Below are 15662 nucleotides of genomic sequence, written 5' to 3' on the forward strand. Positions count from 1 at the left end.
TTTTTATTATCGTTTGTTGGGGCCGGATTGGCCCATTTTTCGGATCGCGTCAACAACCCGCACCAGCCCAATTCCTAGGCTGCCTTTTACAAGCACCACATCGCCTGCATCAATCAGCCTTGAGATCTCGGCCGCCATTTCGGTGCCCCCGTCGGCGTGATAGCCGCGCTGGTCTTCTGGCAGCGCGCTGTGCAGCGCTTGGGACAGAGGGCCAACGGTGTGCACCACGTCAATCGCCTCCATCGCCGGGTGCTCGGCGAGCGCGGCGTGCAGCGCCTCTTCCTGTTCGCCCAACTCCAGCATATCGCCCAGCACGGCAATGCGGCGGCCCTTGCGGGTGTGCCCCACCCCATCGCGCGGAACGCTCACCGAAAGCATCTCAAGCGCGGCCCCCATTGAGGCGGGGTTGGCATTGTAGCTGTCGTCAAACAGGGTGAGATAGCCGCCATTCTCTGCCGGATCGGTGGTGATCTTCTCTTCCGCGCCGCGCCCCTCAAAGGGTTGCCATCTGCTCAAATCGTTGACGGCACGGCCCAGATCCGCGCCCAGCGCCTCCACCACGGCCAGTGCGCCAAGCGCGTTCATCGCAAAATGGCTGCCCGGCGAGGTGAGTTTGAACACCGCCGGTTCTCCGTGAAGGCTGGCCTTGGCAATCGTGCGCCCCTCGCTGAGAGACACCGATTGAAGCGCAAAATCCGCCTCCTTGCCGAAGGTCACAATATGCGCGCCCGCCACCGCTGCGACCTCCATCAGTATCGCCGTGACATCCAGATCGGTGTTGATCACCGCCACACCGGGCGTTGCCAGCCCGTCAAAGATCGCCGCCTTCTCGCGGGCAATCCCCTCAAGGCTTTCAAACGCGGCCAAATGGGCGGGGGCGACGGTGGTGATCAGCGCCACATCGGGCTGGGTGAGGCGGGCCAGCGGGGCGATCTCACCGGGGTGGTTCATCCCGATCTCGATCACCGCGTAATCCACCTCCACCGGCATCCGCGCCAGCGTAAGCGGCACGCCCCAATGGTTGTTAAAGCTCTTTTCGGCTGCATGAACAGTGCCTTGCGCGGCCAGCACCGCCCGCAGCATCTCTTTCGTGGAGGTCTTGCCAACCGACCCTGTAATCCCCGCCACACGGGCCATGGTGCGGGCGCGTGCAGCGCGGGCCAGCGCCTCCAAACCCTCCAGCACGTCCTCAACCAAGAGCAGCGGCGCGCTCTCATCCACTCCTTCGGGGATGCGGGATACCAGCGCCGCCCCGGCCCCCTTTTTCAAGGCATCGGCCACAAAATCATGGCCATCGCGCTGGTCTTTCAGCGCCACAAACATCTCGCCCGGTTCGATCGAGCGGGTGTCGATGGAAAGGCCCGTCACCGCCCAATCGCCGCGTGCCTCGCCGCCAGTTGCCTTTTCCGCGTCGGCGGAGGTCCAAAGCGCTGTCATGAGAGCTGCCCATCGAGTGCGGCCACCGCTACACTGGCCTGCTCTACATCATCAAAGGGAAACACATCATCCCCCACGATCTGCCCGGTTTCATGGCCTTTGCCCGCGATCAGCAGCGCATCCCCCGGCCCCAGCGCATCAACGCCGCGCAGGATCGCCTCGGCGCGGTCCGCCACCTCAATCGCCTCACCGTCCGCCGCCAGAATTGCGGCGCGGATCTCGCCCGGGGCTTCGCTGCGCGGGTTATCATCGGTGACAAAGCGCAGATCGGCGTGGTCGCGCGCCGCCTCGCCCATCAGCGGGCGCTTGCCCTTGTCGCGGTCACCGCCCGCGCCGTAAACCACCACGAGGCGGCCCATCACATGCGGGCGCAGCGCGGTGAGCGCGGTGGCCAGGGCATCAGGCGTATGGGCAAAATCCACAAACACCGCCGCCCCGTTGTCGCGGGTTGCGGCAAGCTGCATCCGGCCCCGCACCGTGGTGAGATGCTCCAGCGCGTTGAACACTTCCAACGGTTCGCTGCCCGAGGCAATCGCCAGCCCTGCGGCCACCATCACATTCTCGGCCTGAAAGCCGCCGATCAACGGCAAACGCACCTGTCGCGGCGTGCCCTCATGCAAAAAGCGCAGGTCTTGCCCGGAGGGGTCAAACCGTTGCGACACAATGCAAAGTTCGTATTCCTCATTGCGCCCCACCCTCAGAACCGGGTGGCCATTGGCATGGGCAATCGACGCCATATCGGGGCCGCGCTCATCCTGCATGTTGATCACCGCTGGCGCCTCCTCGGCCAGCACCCGATCAAACAGCCGCGCCTTGGCGGCGAAATAGGCCTCGAAGCTTTCGTGATAATCCAGATGATCCTGCGAGAAGTTGGTAAAGCCCGCCGCCGCCAGCCGCACCCCATCAAGGCGGCGCTGCTCCAGCCCGTGGCTGCTGGCCTCCATCGCACAATGCGTCACCCCCTGCTCCACCGCCGCCGCGAGGGTGCGGTGCAGGGTGATCGGCTCGGGCGTGGTATGGGCCAGCGGAAATTCCCACGCGCCCTCCACCCCGGTTGTGCCAAGGTTCACCGCCGAAAGGCCCATCGCCATCCAGATTTGCCGGGTAAAACTGGCGACCGAGGTTTTGCCATTGGTGCCCGTTACCGCAACCATCACATCGGGTTGCGCGCCAAACCACAGGGCGGCGGCCATTGCGAGCGCGCCACGCGGATCTTCGGCAATGATGAGGGCCACGTTGTGCTGCGCCAGATCATCAGCGGCAATCTTCGCGCCCTCGGCATCGGTCAATACCGCGCCCGCGCCCATCCTCAGCGCATAGGTAATAAACTCGCCGCCATGCAGGTTGCTCCCCGGCAAAGCCGCAAACAGAAACCCCTGCTTCACGTCGCGGCTGTCTACCGCAAGGCCCGTCACCTGCGCCTCGGCCCCGCCCTGCGCGGTCAGGCCCAGCTCTGCCAGCGATTTCCTTTTGCCCGTCATGCTCATCGCCAGCGCCCTCACATTACCCTAGTTCGACGCTTTTATTATTGCAGCTTCCACCGTGGGTTCAACGCTTGGTCTGAGGCCCAGCAGCGGCGCGGTGCGGCGGATCATCTCGGCGGCCACCGGCACCGCCGTCCAGCCAGCGGTGCGGCGCGGTTTTGGCCCCGAAAGTTCCACCGGCTCATCAAGGCTGACCACCAGCACATACTTGGGATCATGCGCCGGGAAGACGCTGGCGAACGTGGCGATCACCTTGTCATCATAATAGCCGCCGCGCGGTTTGGGCTTGTCGGCGGTGCCGGTCTTGCCGCCCACCGCATAGCCCTCAACCTCGCCAAAGCTGGCGGTGCCCTCGGCAACAACCTTGCGCAGCATGGTGCGCGCCTGCGCCGAGGTGCGCGCGCTCACCACGCGCGGGCCGGGCTGGGGTTGCTCGCGCTTCAGCAGCGTCGGGTAAATCCGCGTGCCGCCATTCAGCAGCGAGGCATAGGCCGTGGCCAGATGCAGCGGCGAGGCCGAAAGACCGTGGCCATAGCTGATCGTCATCGTCGAAATCTCTGACCAGTTGCGCGGCAGCAGCGGCCTGCCGGTAGGCGCTTCGACCAGTTCCACCGGCACCGGCTCAAGGAAGCCGAGGCTATCAAGAAACCCGCGCTGGCGCTTTTCACCGATCTGCATCGCAAGCCGCGCGGTGCCGATGTTGGAGCTTTTCACAATTATCTCTGTCACCGACAAGGCATTGCCGTAGTTATGAAAATCCCGAATGCGATGCTTGCCCCAGGCCAGCGGCCCCTTGGTGTTGATCGTCGTTTCCGGGTTCACCAGGCCGAGCTCAAGCGCCTGCGCGGCGGCAAAAATCTTGAAAGTCGAGCCAAGCTCATACACTCCCTGCACCGCGCGGTTAAACAGCGGGCTGTCGGCTTGGTCACCCGTCGTCAGCGGGCGCGGGCGGTCATTCGGGTCAAAGTCGGGCAGGCTCACCATGGCGATGATCTCCCCGGTGCGCGCCTCCATCAGCACGGCGGCGGCGCCTTTGGCGTTCATCAGCTTCATGCCGCCATAAAGCACATCTTCGGCGGCGGCCTGCACAGTGAGATCAATCGACAGTTGCAGCGGCTCGCCGGCGCGGGCCGGATCGCGCAGCGCCTCGTCAAACGCCTTCTCGATCCCCGCCGTGCCGATCACCTCGGCCGAATGCACCCCCTCGCGGCCAAAGCTGGCCCCGCCAAGGATATGCGCGGCGAGCTTGCCATTGGGGTAAAGGCGCATCTCGCGCGGGCCAAACATCAGGCCCGGCTCGCCAATATCATGCACCGCCTGCATCTGCTCGGGGCTGATCTTTTTCTTCACCCACACAAACTTGCGGTCCCCGGTAAACTGGCGCTCAAGCCTTTTCACGTCGATGTCGGGGAAGATCTTGCCAAGCTCCCGCGCGGCGCGCTTGCGATCCACCATCATCGGCGGCTGGGCATAAAGCGAGTGAGTCGAAAGATTGGTTGCCAGCACCCGCCCACGCCGGTCGGTGATATCGGCGCGGGTGGCCGAAATCAGCTCTGCACGGCCAATCGAGCGCGGTTCTGCCGGATCAGACGAGGCCAAATGCCCCATCCGCACCCCGATCACCACGAAGGCACAAAAGAAGCACACCCCCAGCACAAAAAGCCGCCCCTCGGCGCGGCCGCGCAGCTTGTCTCGCTGCACTTCGTGGCGTTTGCGCAGGTTCTCGCGCTCAATGCAATCGGGGTTCTGGCCACTGGCACGGGCCGAAAGGATACGCGCCAGCGGGCGCAGCGGTGTGCGTGTCATGGATTGCTCTCCTCGGTGAGTTCTCCAACGATATCAACAGGATCGGTGATCGGCTCCAGCACCGGCGCCGGAAAGGACACCTGATCCACCCGGCCAAATTGCTCGGCCCCAAAGGGCAGCAGGCCAAGGCGGCTGAAGTTAAGCTCCGCCAGTTCGGCCAGCCGCTCGGGGCGGTTCAGATAGGCCCACTCGGCGCGCAGCATGGCGCGGGTGTCGTAAAGCGCACGAATTTCCTCGCGCAGCTGCGAAACGGTCTTTTGCGCGTGCTGGGTTTCATAGTTTTCCCGGTAGGCCCAAAAGGCCAGCCCCATCACCGCCAGCGCCGAGATGACATAAAAGAAACCGCGCATCCTCGCCTACCCTTTCCACCAGTGTTTCGGGCCCGGCAGGCCCAGCTTGGCCCTGTCGACCGGCCCGCCGTCCATGCCCGTGCGCCGCGCCATCCGCAGCTTGGCAGAGCGGGCGCGCGGGTTGGCCTCCACCTCATCCTTCGAGGGGGCGACGGCCTTTTTCGTGATCGCGGCAAAGGGCGCGGGGGCCTCCTCCACCTCGGGCGCATAGCGGCTGCCACGCGGGGCCGCGCCGGAGCGGGCCTGCAAATAGCGCTTCACCACCCGGTCTTCGAGCGAATGAAAGGTGACGACCGCCAGAATACCGCCCTCGCCCAGCAGCCCCTCGGCGGCCTCAAGCCCGGCGATCAGCTCGCCAAATTCGTCGTTCACCGCAATGCGGATGCCCTGAAAGCTGCGGGTCGCCGGGTGCACCTGCCCCTGCTTTGGCCCCGGTTTGGGCTTTGGCAGGCAGCTTGCCACCACCTCGGCCAACTCCAGCGTGCGGGTGAAGGGCCGCGCCTTGACAATGGCACGCGCAATCCGCCGCGCCGCCCGCTCTTCGCCGTAAAAGTGAATGATATCCGCCAGATGCGCCTCATCGGCCTGGTTGACCAGATCCGCCGCCGTTGGTCCCTGCCCGCTCATCCGCATATCAAGCGGCCCATCCCGCATGAAGGAAAAGCCGCGCTCGGCCTGATCAATCTGCATCGAGGAAACGCCAAGATCGAGCACCACGCCATCCACCGGGCCGTCCACAAGTTCGCTCATCTGCGAAAACGGCCCCTCAACCAGCGCGATGCGCCCCTCAAACGCGGCGCACAACTCCGCCGCCCCGGCGATCGCCGTTGGGTCCCGGTCAATCCCCGTCACCTTTTCTGCGCCCGCCTCCAGCAAACGGCGGGTGTAGCCGCCTGCCCCAAAGGTGCCGTCAACCCAATGGCCGTGCACCGGCGCAGCGCGCTCGATCAGCGGATCAATCAGAACGGGAACGTGCGGGGGTTCAGGCGAAAGCATCTTGGCTGCCGCCATGGCTCAACCCTCCGCCTGTTTGCTTTCGAGGAATACCAGCGGATCAAAGTCGTCGCCCATCTCATCGAGCCACGCCTCATCTTCCACGCCGAATTTCTCGTTATAGGTTTCGGGCTTCCAAATCTGAAAGCTGTCGCCGGTGGCGATAAAAAACGCCTCGCCTTCAATGCCGATCTTCTCGCGCAGCTTTGCGGGCAGCACGAGGCGCCCGGTTTCGTCTACCGATGTCGGCAGCGAAAGGCCGCTATAGAGTCGCTCAAGATAGCGCCGCTCCCTGGTGCCGCGCGGCATTGCTGCAATCTGCGCGTCGATCTCGTTGATCGCGTTGACGGTGTAACATTTGAGGTGATCCTGGCGATGATCGCCGTAAACGATCACAAGGTTGGGGGTGCCGCCCTCTTGGCACTCCGGGTCTTCAGCCGCCAGCACATGGCGAAACAGGGCCGGGATCGAGACCCTGCCCTTCGTATCCACCTTGTGGTGGCTTTCGCCTCTGAACCTGCGACCCAACCTGCCGCTCCTTCACCTGTCTGTCCCCGTCAGCGGCCCCTCCCCGGTTTGGGGCCCTGAAATGAAAACGGCGGACTGAGCTACTGCCATGTGCCCAATCCGCCGCCCTCGTCCCATCTCTGGGTGTCCGGCTGCGCGCGCCACCTGGGGGGATGTCTGCTCGCCCGCGCGCCGGATCTCTTAATTAGATGAAAGCGGGTGCCTGTATGAAACCTGACTTGGGAGTTTGCGATCTTGCGCCGCTTTTTGTTCCCGTCTTCATCTTGAAACAGGTATGCCATGGGAAATCGTGGGAAGCAACACCGCTGTATGGGCATTTAGGGGGTTTGGTGTGCTCACGGGCTTGGATGACAAGGGCAAATCACCCAATTTTGACTGATTTTTGAGAAGGTATGGTGTGAGAAGCCGGAAATACCCCTAGATATGGTGCCCTCCGGACGAGCCAGGTTTTCCCGCGATTTCCCTAAAAAAACTGCCCGCGAAGAGGTTAGAGGCCGGTATTGCCCGCAAAATCCGCCCGAATCAACCCCATTTCCCCCGGTTCCCAAGGTTCACGCCCGCTTGATTCGCCGCGATTCCGCCATCGGACCATGATTTCCCATACCCCATCCCATAGGATCCCATGGGCGACATTGCCGGACATGGAACGACGGCTGCAAAGGCCTCTCAGCCTCCCCGCCCAACCTCAAGCCGGTCAAGCGCCTGCCCGTGGGATGGCGCACACCAGTCGTTCGAAAGCCCTTTATGGTTGCCAGGTCCTCTTCCGGTCATTCGGCGCGCCAACGGCAAGGGAACGCCAGCCCGCCGGGACGGGCAGGCGCTCGACCGGCGCCTTCGGCTTGGCTCCGGTCGGGGTACGCAACCCGAGAGCGGCATTCCATTGGGCGCGGAGCCGATTTACCTTAAGGCCCAAGCGCCCAGCCGCCAGATGGGCGACGGCAGCCACCTGTCCGGAAATGGCGCTCATTCTTGTCATTTGCCAGTAGAGCGACGCAGCCCCTCGGCCCGCCACCCCTCGCTACACTATATATAGAGTCTCCGCTGTATATAGAGTCGCCGCTGCGCTCAGCCCATGCCGCCCTGCACCAGCCCGGCGGCCAGGTTGGCATAGGCTTCAGCCGCCGCGCCCTCGCCCGCGGCCACCGGAATGCCCGCATCACCCGCCACGCGGGTTTCCAGCTCCAGCGGCAATTGCGCAAGCAGCGGCACGCCCAGCGTTTCGGCCTCTGCCGCCACGCCGCCATGGCCAAACAGATGCGCCTCATGCCCGCAGTTCGGGCAAACATAGGTCGACATGTTCTCGATCAGCCCCAACACCGGGGTCTTCAGCTTGCCGAACATATCAATCGCCTTGCGCGCATCGAGCAGCGCCACGTCCTGCGGGGTGCTCACCACAATCGCGCCATCAAGCCGGTAGCGCTGGCAAAGCGTGAGCTGCACATCGCCGGTGCCGGGGGGCAGATCAACGAGCAGCACATCCAGCTCGCCCCACTGCACCTGCCCCATCATCTGCTGCATCGCGCCCATCAGCATCGGGCCACGCCACACCACCGCCTCGCCCTCTGGCACCATGAAGCCGATCGACATCAAGGTGACGCCATGGGCGTGCAGCGGCAAAATCGTTTCACCGTCCGGGCTGGCGGGCTTGCCCGAGGCCCCCATCATGCGCGGCTGCGACGGCCCATATATATCGGCGTCCAGCAGCCCCACCTTGCGGCCCTGGCGCGCCAAGGCCACCGCAAGGTTGGCCGAAACGGTGGATTTACCCACGCCACCCTTGCCCGATCCAATCACCACAATCTTCTTCACGCCCGGAATGCCCGCCTTTTCCTGCCCCTTCTGCGGGGTCGGATGACGGCCCACCTTCAGATTGGGCGGCGCAGCGGCCGGAGCGGCGGGTGCAGCCTTTTCGGCCGGGCCATGCGCGGTGAGCACGACAGACACGCTCTCAACCCCCGCAATCCCCTCTGCCGCGGCCTTCACCGCATCCACCACGGGCGACAAGGCGCGCGCCTCGGCGGGGCTGGCCGCCTCGATCACAAAGCTCATCGCGCCGCTTTCGCTGATTTGCACCGCTCGAATCATATCGCGGGAGATCAGGTCTCCCCCGCCCGGAATCGCAATTTTTGCCGCTTCTTGCCTCAAAGCGTTTTGGATTTTTGCCGCATCCACAGCCATTTTGCCTCCTTTCAAGCCCCCAAACGCCGGTTTTATGACGCTGGGTCACTTTTTTCACGTCCTAAAGTAAAATAGTAAACCACTGTTTTTGCTCACCATCCCACCTATTCGCCCCGTGCATAGCCGCATTGCAGCATTAGGGGTGTTTGCAGGTGCAGCATTCACCTATCTTGAAGTCAACAACGAGGCCAGAACAGACCTCACCACAGGTAACGCACTAGGAACAGCGACAATGGCATATACCACCGCACACTCCTCCGCCGCTCACGCTGGCATCATCGGCCGCATCGAGGCTTTCATTGAAGCGCGCCGCGAAGGCATGGCCAAGCGCCACGTCTTCCGCAAGACGCTAAATGAACTTCACGCGCTGAATTCCCGCGATCTGGCTGACCTGGGCATCTGCCGCTCGCAGATCCGCGCCATCGCATATGAGGCTGCCTACGGCGCCTGACCGAGATCGGAGCGCCCTCTCCTCCTCCCTGGGCGTTCTGTACTGGCGGCGATATCACCTCCTCCCGATATCGCCGCCGCTTACCCCATCTTAACCATGGGGATGATATAACGAGATCAGATCGTCCTACCTCCTCCCAGGGCGATCTGTGATTAGGCGGCGGCGCCCACCTCCTCCCGGGCACCGCCGCCACAAGATACCGAGTTTCGAAACACCCGTCCTCCTCCCTGGGTGATTTCGGAAGCTTAGGGGGCCGGCGTCCACCTCCTCCCGGATGCCGCCCCCGCCCATTACGCGAATTCAGTCGCCCGACCTCCTCCCTGGGCGTTCTGAGTATAAGCGGCGGTGTCCACCTCCTCCCGGGCACCGCCGCTATCCTTTTTGGGGCATTGCAATCGGCTAGGGTGGCCCCCATCCTGCCGCCCAATCCCAGTGGAGGCTCCTCATGCGCATTCTTTTTACCGGCGGGTCAGGCAAGGCAGGCAAGCACGTTTGTCGCTACCTGCTGGATCAGGGGCACCGGGTGCTCAACGTGGATCGCACGCCCTGCGGGGTGGCGGGCGCGCTGGAGCGCAGGGCCGATATCACCGATGCGGGCCAGATGCATGATGTCATGCAAAATTGGGCCGATTTTGATGAGCTGGAGCCGGGAGCCGGCGTGCCCGCGTTTGATGCCGTCGTCCATTTTGCGGCCATCCCCCGCATCATGGTCACCAGCGATACCGAGTGTTTTCACACCAACACCATGGGCACCTATAATGTGATCGACGCGGCCCTGAAGGCCGGCATCCGCAAGGTGATCTTTGCCAGCAGCGAAACCACCTATGGCATCTGTTTCGCCAATGGCGAGCGCAAGCCCGCGTATATCCCGGTGGATGAGGCCCACCCCACCGAGCCGGAAGACAGTTACGCCATGTCAAAGGTCTGCAACGAGGCCACCGCGCGGGCCTTTCAACGGCGCAGCGGGGCCGATATTTACGGGCTGCGGATCAACAATGTGATCGAGCCGCATGAATATGCCACCCTCTTCCCCGGTTTCATCCATGATCCCGCGCAGCGCCGCCGCAACATTTTCGCCTATATCGACGCCCGCGATCTGGGCCAGATGGTTGAGCGATGCCTGCGCACCGATGGGCTGGGCTATGAGGTGTTCAACGTCTCGAACAACACCAATTCCGTCGCCGCCCCGGTGCCCGAGCTGATCGAACGCTTCTATCAAGGCGTGCCGCAAACCCGCGAGATGGGAGCGTTTGAAACCTTCTATTCCAACGAAAAGGCCAAGCGCCTGCTCGGCTTCGCGCCGCAGCATGATTGGCGCGACGAGTTGGAAGGCTAGGCAGCACCGCGCGGCGAATTCATGAATGCCCGATTTGTCAGATGACATGCGCATCCCTTGTGCATCGGTTGTGTATCCCTTGTGGCCCGCCCAAAATCACCGTTAACGGCCGGAAACTACCCAACCGGCCGCCGGGAGCGGGCCTCTAAAACGGGATGTCATCCGCCGCGCTCGCCGCAGGCACAATGAACTTTGCCACCACCTTCTTGACCCCGGATTTTTCAAAGGCAATCTCCAGCTTGTCGCCTTCAATCCCCACGATCGCGCCATAGCCAAACTTCTGGTGAAACACCCGTTCCCCCACCGCATGTGAGCTGATCGCCTCGGCATCAATCACCATGTTGCGGCTCTCTCGTGGCTGGCTCATGCCGCGCTGCTGGCTGCGCATTTGCAAGCGTTTCCAACCGGGTGAGTTATACCCGTCGGCATTTGCCGCATCCTCATGCAGGGTCGAGCGCACCGCACTCGGGGCCGCCGCCCCAAAGCCGCCGCCGTAAAGGCCCGGTGGGGTAAGCACATCCACATGCTCTTGCGGTAATTCATCAATAAAGCGCGACGGCAGCGCCGATTGCCACTGCCCGTAGATCCGGCGGTTGCCCGCAAAGCTGATCGTGCAAAGCTCCTCGGCCCGCGTGATCCCCACATAGGCCAGCCGCCGCTCCTCTTCGAGGCCCTTCACGCCGCTTTCGTCCATACTGCGCTGCGACGGAAAAAGCCCATCTTCCCACCCCGGCAAAAACACCGCCGGAAACTCAAGGCCCTTTGCCGCGTGCAATGTCATGATTGAAACTTTCGGACCTTCGTCCTCTTGCTCATTATCCATGATAAGCGCAACGTGCTCCAGGAAACCTTGCAAATTCTCAAAATTTTCAAGGGCTTTCACCAGTTCCTTAAGGTTCTCCAGCCGCCCCGGCGCTTCGGGGGTCTTGTCATTTTGCCACATCTCGGTGTAGCCGGATTCATCAAGGATCTGTTCGGCCAGTTCGATGTGATCATGCTGCTCATCCAGCACCATCCCATGCCAGCGCCCAAAGCCGCGCAGCAACTCTTCAAGCGCGCCCTTGGCCTTGCCACGCAACTCACCAGAGGCCACCAAAAGCCGCGCGCCTTCAAACAGCGAAACCCCGTTGGAGCGCGCCGCCACCTGCATTTTCTGGATCGCCTTCTCGCCCAGCCCGCGCTTTGGCACGTTGACGATCCGCTCAAACGCAAGGTCATCATCCGGCGAGATGGTGACGCGGAAATAGGCCATCGCATCTCGGATTTCCATCCGCTCATAAAACCTCGGTCCGCCGATCACCTTGTAAGGCAAACCAATGGTCAGGAAACGATCCTCAAAGGCGCGCATCTGGTGGGAGGCCCGCACCAGAATGGCGCATTCATCAAGGCCAATGGGCCGCATCCCGCGCGTGCCCTGCCCCATCGCTTCCAGCTCGTCGCCAATCCAGCGGGCCTCTTCCTCGCCGTCCCAATGGCCGATGAGGCGCACCTTTTCGCCCTCTTCGGCCTCGGTCCAAAGCTCCTTGCCAAGCCGCCCCTTGTTGGCGGCAATCACCCCGCCGGCGGCGCCCAGAATATGCGGTGTCGAGCGGTAATTCTGCTCCAGCCGCACCACATGCGCGCCGGGAAAATCCTTTTCAAACCGCAGGATATTGCCCACCTCAGCCCCGCGCCAGCCATAGATCGACTGGTCGTCATCGCCCACGCAGCAGATGTTCTTGTGCTTTGCCGCGAGCAGCCGCAGCCAGAGATATTGGGCGACGTTGGTATCCTGGTATTCGTCCACGAGGATGTATTTGAACCGATGCTGATACTGCGCCAGCACGTCCTCATGGTCCTGGAAAATCGTGACCATGTGCAGCAGCAGATCGCCAAAATCCACCGCGTTCAGCGCCTTCAGCCGCGCCTGATACGCGCGGTAGAGCGCAACGCCCTTGTGATCAAAAGCCGAACTCTCGGCAGCCGGCACTTTATCGGGCGTCCAGGCGCGGTTTTTCCACTGGTCGATGATCCCCGAAAGCATCCGCGCAGGCCAGCGCTTATCGTCGATATTGGCGGCTTGCAGGAGCTGTTTCAGCAGCCTGAGCTGATCATCGGTATCAAGGATGGTGAAGTTGCTTTTCAGCCCGACAAGCTCGGCATGGCGGCGCAAAAGCTTCACACAGATCGCATGGAACGTGCCCAACCAGGGCATCCCCTCCACCGCCTCGCCCATGTGACGGCCAACGCGGTTTTTCATCTCGCGGGCGGCCTTGTTGGTAAAGGTCACCGCCAGAATCTCGTTGGTGCGGGCCCGTTGGGTCATAAGCAGGTGGGCGATGCGGGTGGTCAGCGCCTTGGTCTTGCCAGTGCCCGCGCCCGCCAACATCAAAACCGGGCCATCAAGCTGCTCAACGGCCTCGCGCTGCGCCGGGTTCAACCCATCCAGATAGGGTGCCGCCCGCGCGAGCATGGCTTGCTGCGACAGCGGCGTGCGCGCGGCGGCGGCCTCAAAGGCCTCATCATCGGAATAACTGCTCATGGGGCCTAACCTAGCGCGGACGTGCTCCCTTGAAAAGCATGTGTTCGCGCTATGTTCTTAAGTATGTTTCAAGATATTTGCCGCCGCTGCGAAGGGAGCTTGCCTACAGGTCGCCGGATCCTCGCGCAGTGGCGTTTCACCGTTGAATTAACTCAATTTTTCCGCCCTGCCGCATCTCCGAAGGCCACGCGGCCCCGTACAACCCAAAGCGTGGCCAGCCACATCTTGCAGTTTACACTCGTCATTTAATCTTCATAAATGCTGCAACTGCAAAATTATCGCGGAGCGCATGAAATGGCTGAATTCGGCAAGATTCTTATCGCGAACCGGGGCGAAATCGCCATTCGCGTCATGCGGGCTGCCAATGAGCTGGGCAAGAAAACGGTCGCGGTTTATGCCGAGGAAGACAAGCTTAGCCTGCACCGGTTCAAGGCGGATGAGGCCTATCGCATCGGTGAAAATCTGGGGCCGGTTGCCGCCTATCTTTCGATCGAGGAAATCATCCGGGTCGCCAAGATGTCAGGCGCGGACGCGATCCATCCGGGCTATGGGCTGCTCTCAGAAAACCCAGCCTTTGTAGATGCTTGCGAGGCCGAGGGCATCAAGTTTATCGGGCCGAGAGCCGAGACGATGCGCGCCCTTGGCGACAAGGCCAGTGCCCGCCGGGTTGCCATTGAGGCCGGCGTTCCGGTGATCCCGGCGACCGGGGTGCTGGGCGACGATATGGACGACATCGCGCGCCAGGCCGAAGAGGTTGGCTACCCGCTGATGCTCAAGGCCAGTTGGGGCGGCGGCGGGCGCGGGATGCGGCCGATCTACGGCCCCGATGAATTGAAGGACAAAGTGCTTGAAGGCCGCCGCGAGGCGGAAGCCGCCTTTGGCAACGGCGAGGGCTATCTCGAAAAAATGATCACCCGCGCCCGCCACGTTGAGGTGCAGGTTCTGGGGGACAGCCACGGCCAGATTTACCACCTGTGGGAGCGCGATTGCTCGGTGCAGCGGCGCAACCAAAAGGTGGTAGAGCGCGCGCCTGCCCCCTATCTCTCTGAAACCCAACGTGAAAAACTGTGCAACCTCGGCAAGAAGATTTGCGAGCATGTGCATTATGAATGTGCGGGCACCGTTGAGTTCCTGATGGATATGGAGAGCGGGGATTTCTACTTCATCGAGGTGAACCCCCGCGTGCAGGTTGAGCACACCGTCACCGAAGAGGTGACCGGCATTGATATCGTGCAGGCCCAGATCAAGGTGGCCGAGGGCAAAACCCTGACCGCCGCCACCGGCATCGCCTCGCAGTATGATGTGCAGCTACACGGCCACGCGCTGCAATGCCGCATCACCACCGAAGACCCGCTGAACAATTTCATCCCCGATTATGGCCGCATCACCGCGTATCGTGGGGCCACCGGCATGGGCATCCGGCTCGATGGCGGCACCGCCTATTCCGGCGCGGTGATCACCCGTTACTACGACTCGCTGCTCGAAAAGGTCACCGCCTGGGCCCCCACCCCCGAGGCCGCGATTGCCCGGATGGACCGCGCCCTGCGCGAGTTTCGCATTCGTGGGGTGAGCACCAATATCGCCTTTGTCGAGAACCTGTTGAAGCATCCGACCTTCCTCAACAACGAATACAGCACCACCTTTATTGATGAAACGCCCGCGTTGTTTGATTTCAAGCCGCGCCGTGACCGGGCCACCAAGATCCTGCGCTACGTGGCCGATATCAGCGTCAACGGCCACCCGGAGGCCGCCCCCGAAACCCGCCCCGCCGATACCAAGCCTCCGGTACCGCCCGCCAGCCGCGCCGAGCCTGCGGTCGGCACGCGCAACCTGCTGGAGCAGAAGGGGGCCAAGGCCGTGGCCGATTGGATGAAGGCGCAAAAGCAGCTTCTCATCACCGACACCACCATGCGCGACGGCCACCAGAGCCTGCTGGCAACCCGGATGCGCTCAATCGACATGATCCGCGTGGCCCCGGCCTATGCCGCCAACCTGCCGCAGTTGTTCTCGGTTGAGTGCTGGGGCGGCGCGACCTTTGATGTGGCCTACCGCTTCTTGCAGGAATGCCCCTGGCAGCGCCTGCGCGATATCCGCGCCGCCATGCCCAACATCATGACGCAAATGCTGCTGCGTGCCTCCAATGGCGTTGGCTACACCAATTACCCCGACAATGTGGTGCAAAGCTTTGTAGCCCGCGCCGCCGCCAGCGGGGTGGATGTGTTTCGAGTGTTTGACAGCCTCAACTGGGTGGAAAACATGCGCGTCGCGATGGATGCGGTCGGCGAGTCGGGCAAGATTTGCGAAGGCACGATCTGCTACACAGGCGATCTGCTCAACCCCAACCGCGCCAAGTATGATGTGAAATACTACGTTGAAATGGCCAGGGATCTTGAGAAGGCTGGCGCACATGTGCTGGGCCTCAAGGACATGGCCGGCCTGCTGAAACCCGCCGCCGCCTCGGTGCTGATCCCGGCGTTGAAGGATGCGGTTGATCTGCCCATCCATTTCCACACCCACGACACGGCGGGCATTGCCTGCGGCACCATCCTTGCGGCCTCGGCGGCCGGGGTTGATGCGG

At 62.6% G+C, this 15662-nt stretch carries 11 protein-coding genes; 3 read left to right on the forward strand and 8 right to left on the reverse strand.

The features are described 5' to 3' along the window. Nucleotides 1–6 precede the first annotated feature (6 nt). From murF to P1U55_RS10780, 7 genes are all read right to left on the reverse strand, one after another. Nucleotides 7–1437 carry a UDP-N-acetylmuramoyl-tripeptide--D-alanyl-D-alanine ligase gene (gene murF, locus P1U55_RS10750; protein ID WP_301047578.1) on the reverse strand — a complete coding sequence of 477 codons (1431 nt, stop codon included), beginning with the start codon at nucleotides 1435–1437 and terminating at the stop codon, nucleotides 7–9. Further along, on the reverse strand, nucleotides 1434–2918 hold the full coding sequence (locus tag P1U55_RS10755; protein WP_301047579.1) for a UDP-N-acetylmuramoyl-L-alanyl-D-glutamate--2,6-diaminopimelate ligase: 1485 nt from the start codon (nucleotides 2916–2918) through the stop codon (nucleotides 1434–1436). Before P1U55_RS10755 ends, murF begins: the two co-directional genes overlap by 4 nt. A gap of 27 nt (nucleotides 2919–2945) precedes the next feature. Continuing rightward, nucleotides 2946–4727, reverse strand: a complete 1782-nt coding sequence (locus P1U55_RS10760) for a penicillin-binding protein 2 (protein ID WP_301047580.1) — start codon at nucleotides 4725–4727, stop codon at nucleotides 2946–2948. Beyond that, the gene (locus P1U55_RS10765; protein WP_301047581.1) at nucleotides 4724–5077 is read right to left on the reverse strand and encodes a cell division protein FtsL; all 354 of its coding nucleotides are present in this window, start codon (nucleotides 5075–5077) and stop codon (nucleotides 4724–4726) included. Before P1U55_RS10765 ends, P1U55_RS10760 begins: the two co-directional genes overlap by 4 nt. 6 nt (nucleotides 5078–5083) lie before the next feature. Beyond that, a complete protein-coding gene (gene rsmH, locus P1U55_RS10770) occupies nucleotides 5084–6088 on the reverse strand; it encodes a 16S rRNA (cytosine(1402)-N(4))-methyltransferase RsmH (RefSeq protein WP_301047582.1) in 1005 nt (334 codons plus the stop codon). A 3-nt stretch (nucleotides 6089–6091) separates the two neighbouring features. After that, nucleotides 6092–6598, reverse strand: coding sequence for a division/cell wall cluster transcriptional repressor MraZ (gene mraZ, locus P1U55_RS10775; protein WP_301047583.1), 507 nt, complete (start codon nucleotides 6596–6598; stop codon nucleotides 6092–6094). Nucleotides 6599–7663: 1065 nt separating this feature from the next. Next, entirely contained in the window at nucleotides 7664–8776 is a 1113-nt protein-coding gene (locus tag P1U55_RS10780; protein ID WP_301047584.1) for an Mrp/NBP35 family ATP-binding protein, read from the reverse strand. A gap of 88 nt (nucleotides 8777–8864) precedes the next feature. On the opposite strand from P1U55_RS10780, the gene P1U55_RS10785 reads away from it, so the two are divergent. Further along, the gene (locus tag P1U55_RS10785) at nucleotides 8865–9227 is read left to right on the forward strand and encodes a DUF1127 domain-containing protein (protein WP_301047585.1); all 363 of its coding nucleotides are present in this window, start codon (nucleotides 8865–8867) and stop codon (nucleotides 9225–9227) included. Nucleotides 9228–9672: 445 nt separating this feature from the next. Continuing rightward, nucleotides 9673–10563, forward strand: a complete 891-nt coding sequence (locus P1U55_RS10790; RefSeq protein ID WP_301047586.1) for an NAD(P)-dependent oxidoreductase — start codon at nucleotides 9673–9675, stop codon at nucleotides 10561–10563. Between the two features lie 145 nt (nucleotides 10564–10708). Here P1U55_RS10790 and P1U55_RS10795 read toward each other — a convergent pair whose 3' ends face one another. Beyond that, nucleotides 10709–13084 carry an ATP-dependent helicase gene (locus tag P1U55_RS10795; RefSeq protein WP_301047587.1) on the reverse strand — a complete coding sequence of 792 codons (2376 nt, stop codon included), beginning with the start codon at nucleotides 13082–13084 and terminating at the stop codon, nucleotides 10709–10711. Between the two features lie 294 nt (nucleotides 13085–13378). Here P1U55_RS10795 and P1U55_RS10800 point away from each other — a divergent pair. Continuing rightward, nucleotides 13379–15662 (forward strand): pyruvate carboxylase (locus P1U55_RS10800; protein ID WP_301047588.1); only part of this gene is annotated, 2284 nt, incomplete at its 3' end.

It is taken from the genome of Vannielia sp., from assembly GCF_029212645.1.
Lineage (GTDB): Bacteria > Pseudomonadota > Alphaproteobacteria > Rhodobacterales > Rhodobacteraceae > Vannielia.

Coding starts and splice junctions, on each gene's coding strand:
- murF (WP_301047578.1), bottom strand. CDS start 1,437: ATGACAGCGCTTTGGACCTCCGCCGACGCGGAAAAGGCAACTGGCGGC.
- P1U55_RS10790 (WP_301047586.1), top strand. CDS start 9,673: ATGCGCATTCTTTTTACCGGCGGGTCAGGCAAGGCAGGCAAGCACGTT.
- P1U55_RS10795 (WP_301047587.1), bottom strand. CDS start 13,084: ATGAGCAGTTATTCCGATGATGAGGCCTTTGAGGCCGCCGCCGCGCGC.
- P1U55_RS10755 (WP_301047579.1), bottom strand. CDS start 2,918: ATGACGGGCAAAAGGAAATCGCTGGCAGAGCTGGGCCTGACCGCGCAG.
- P1U55_RS10780 (WP_301047584.1), bottom strand. CDS start 8,776: ATGGCTGTGGATGCGGCAAAAATCCAAAACGCTTTGAGGCAAGAAGCG.
- P1U55_RS10765 (WP_301047581.1), bottom strand. CDS start 5,077: ATGCGCGGTTTCTTTTATGTCATCTCGGCGCTGGCGGTGATGGGGCTG.
- P1U55_RS10760 (WP_301047580.1), bottom strand. CDS start 4,727: ATGACACGCACACCGCTGCGCCCGCTGGCGCGTATCCTTTCGGCCCGT.
- rsmH (WP_301047582.1), bottom strand. CDS start 6,088: ATGGCGGCAGCCAAGATGCTTTCGCCTGAACCCCCGCACGTTCCCGTT.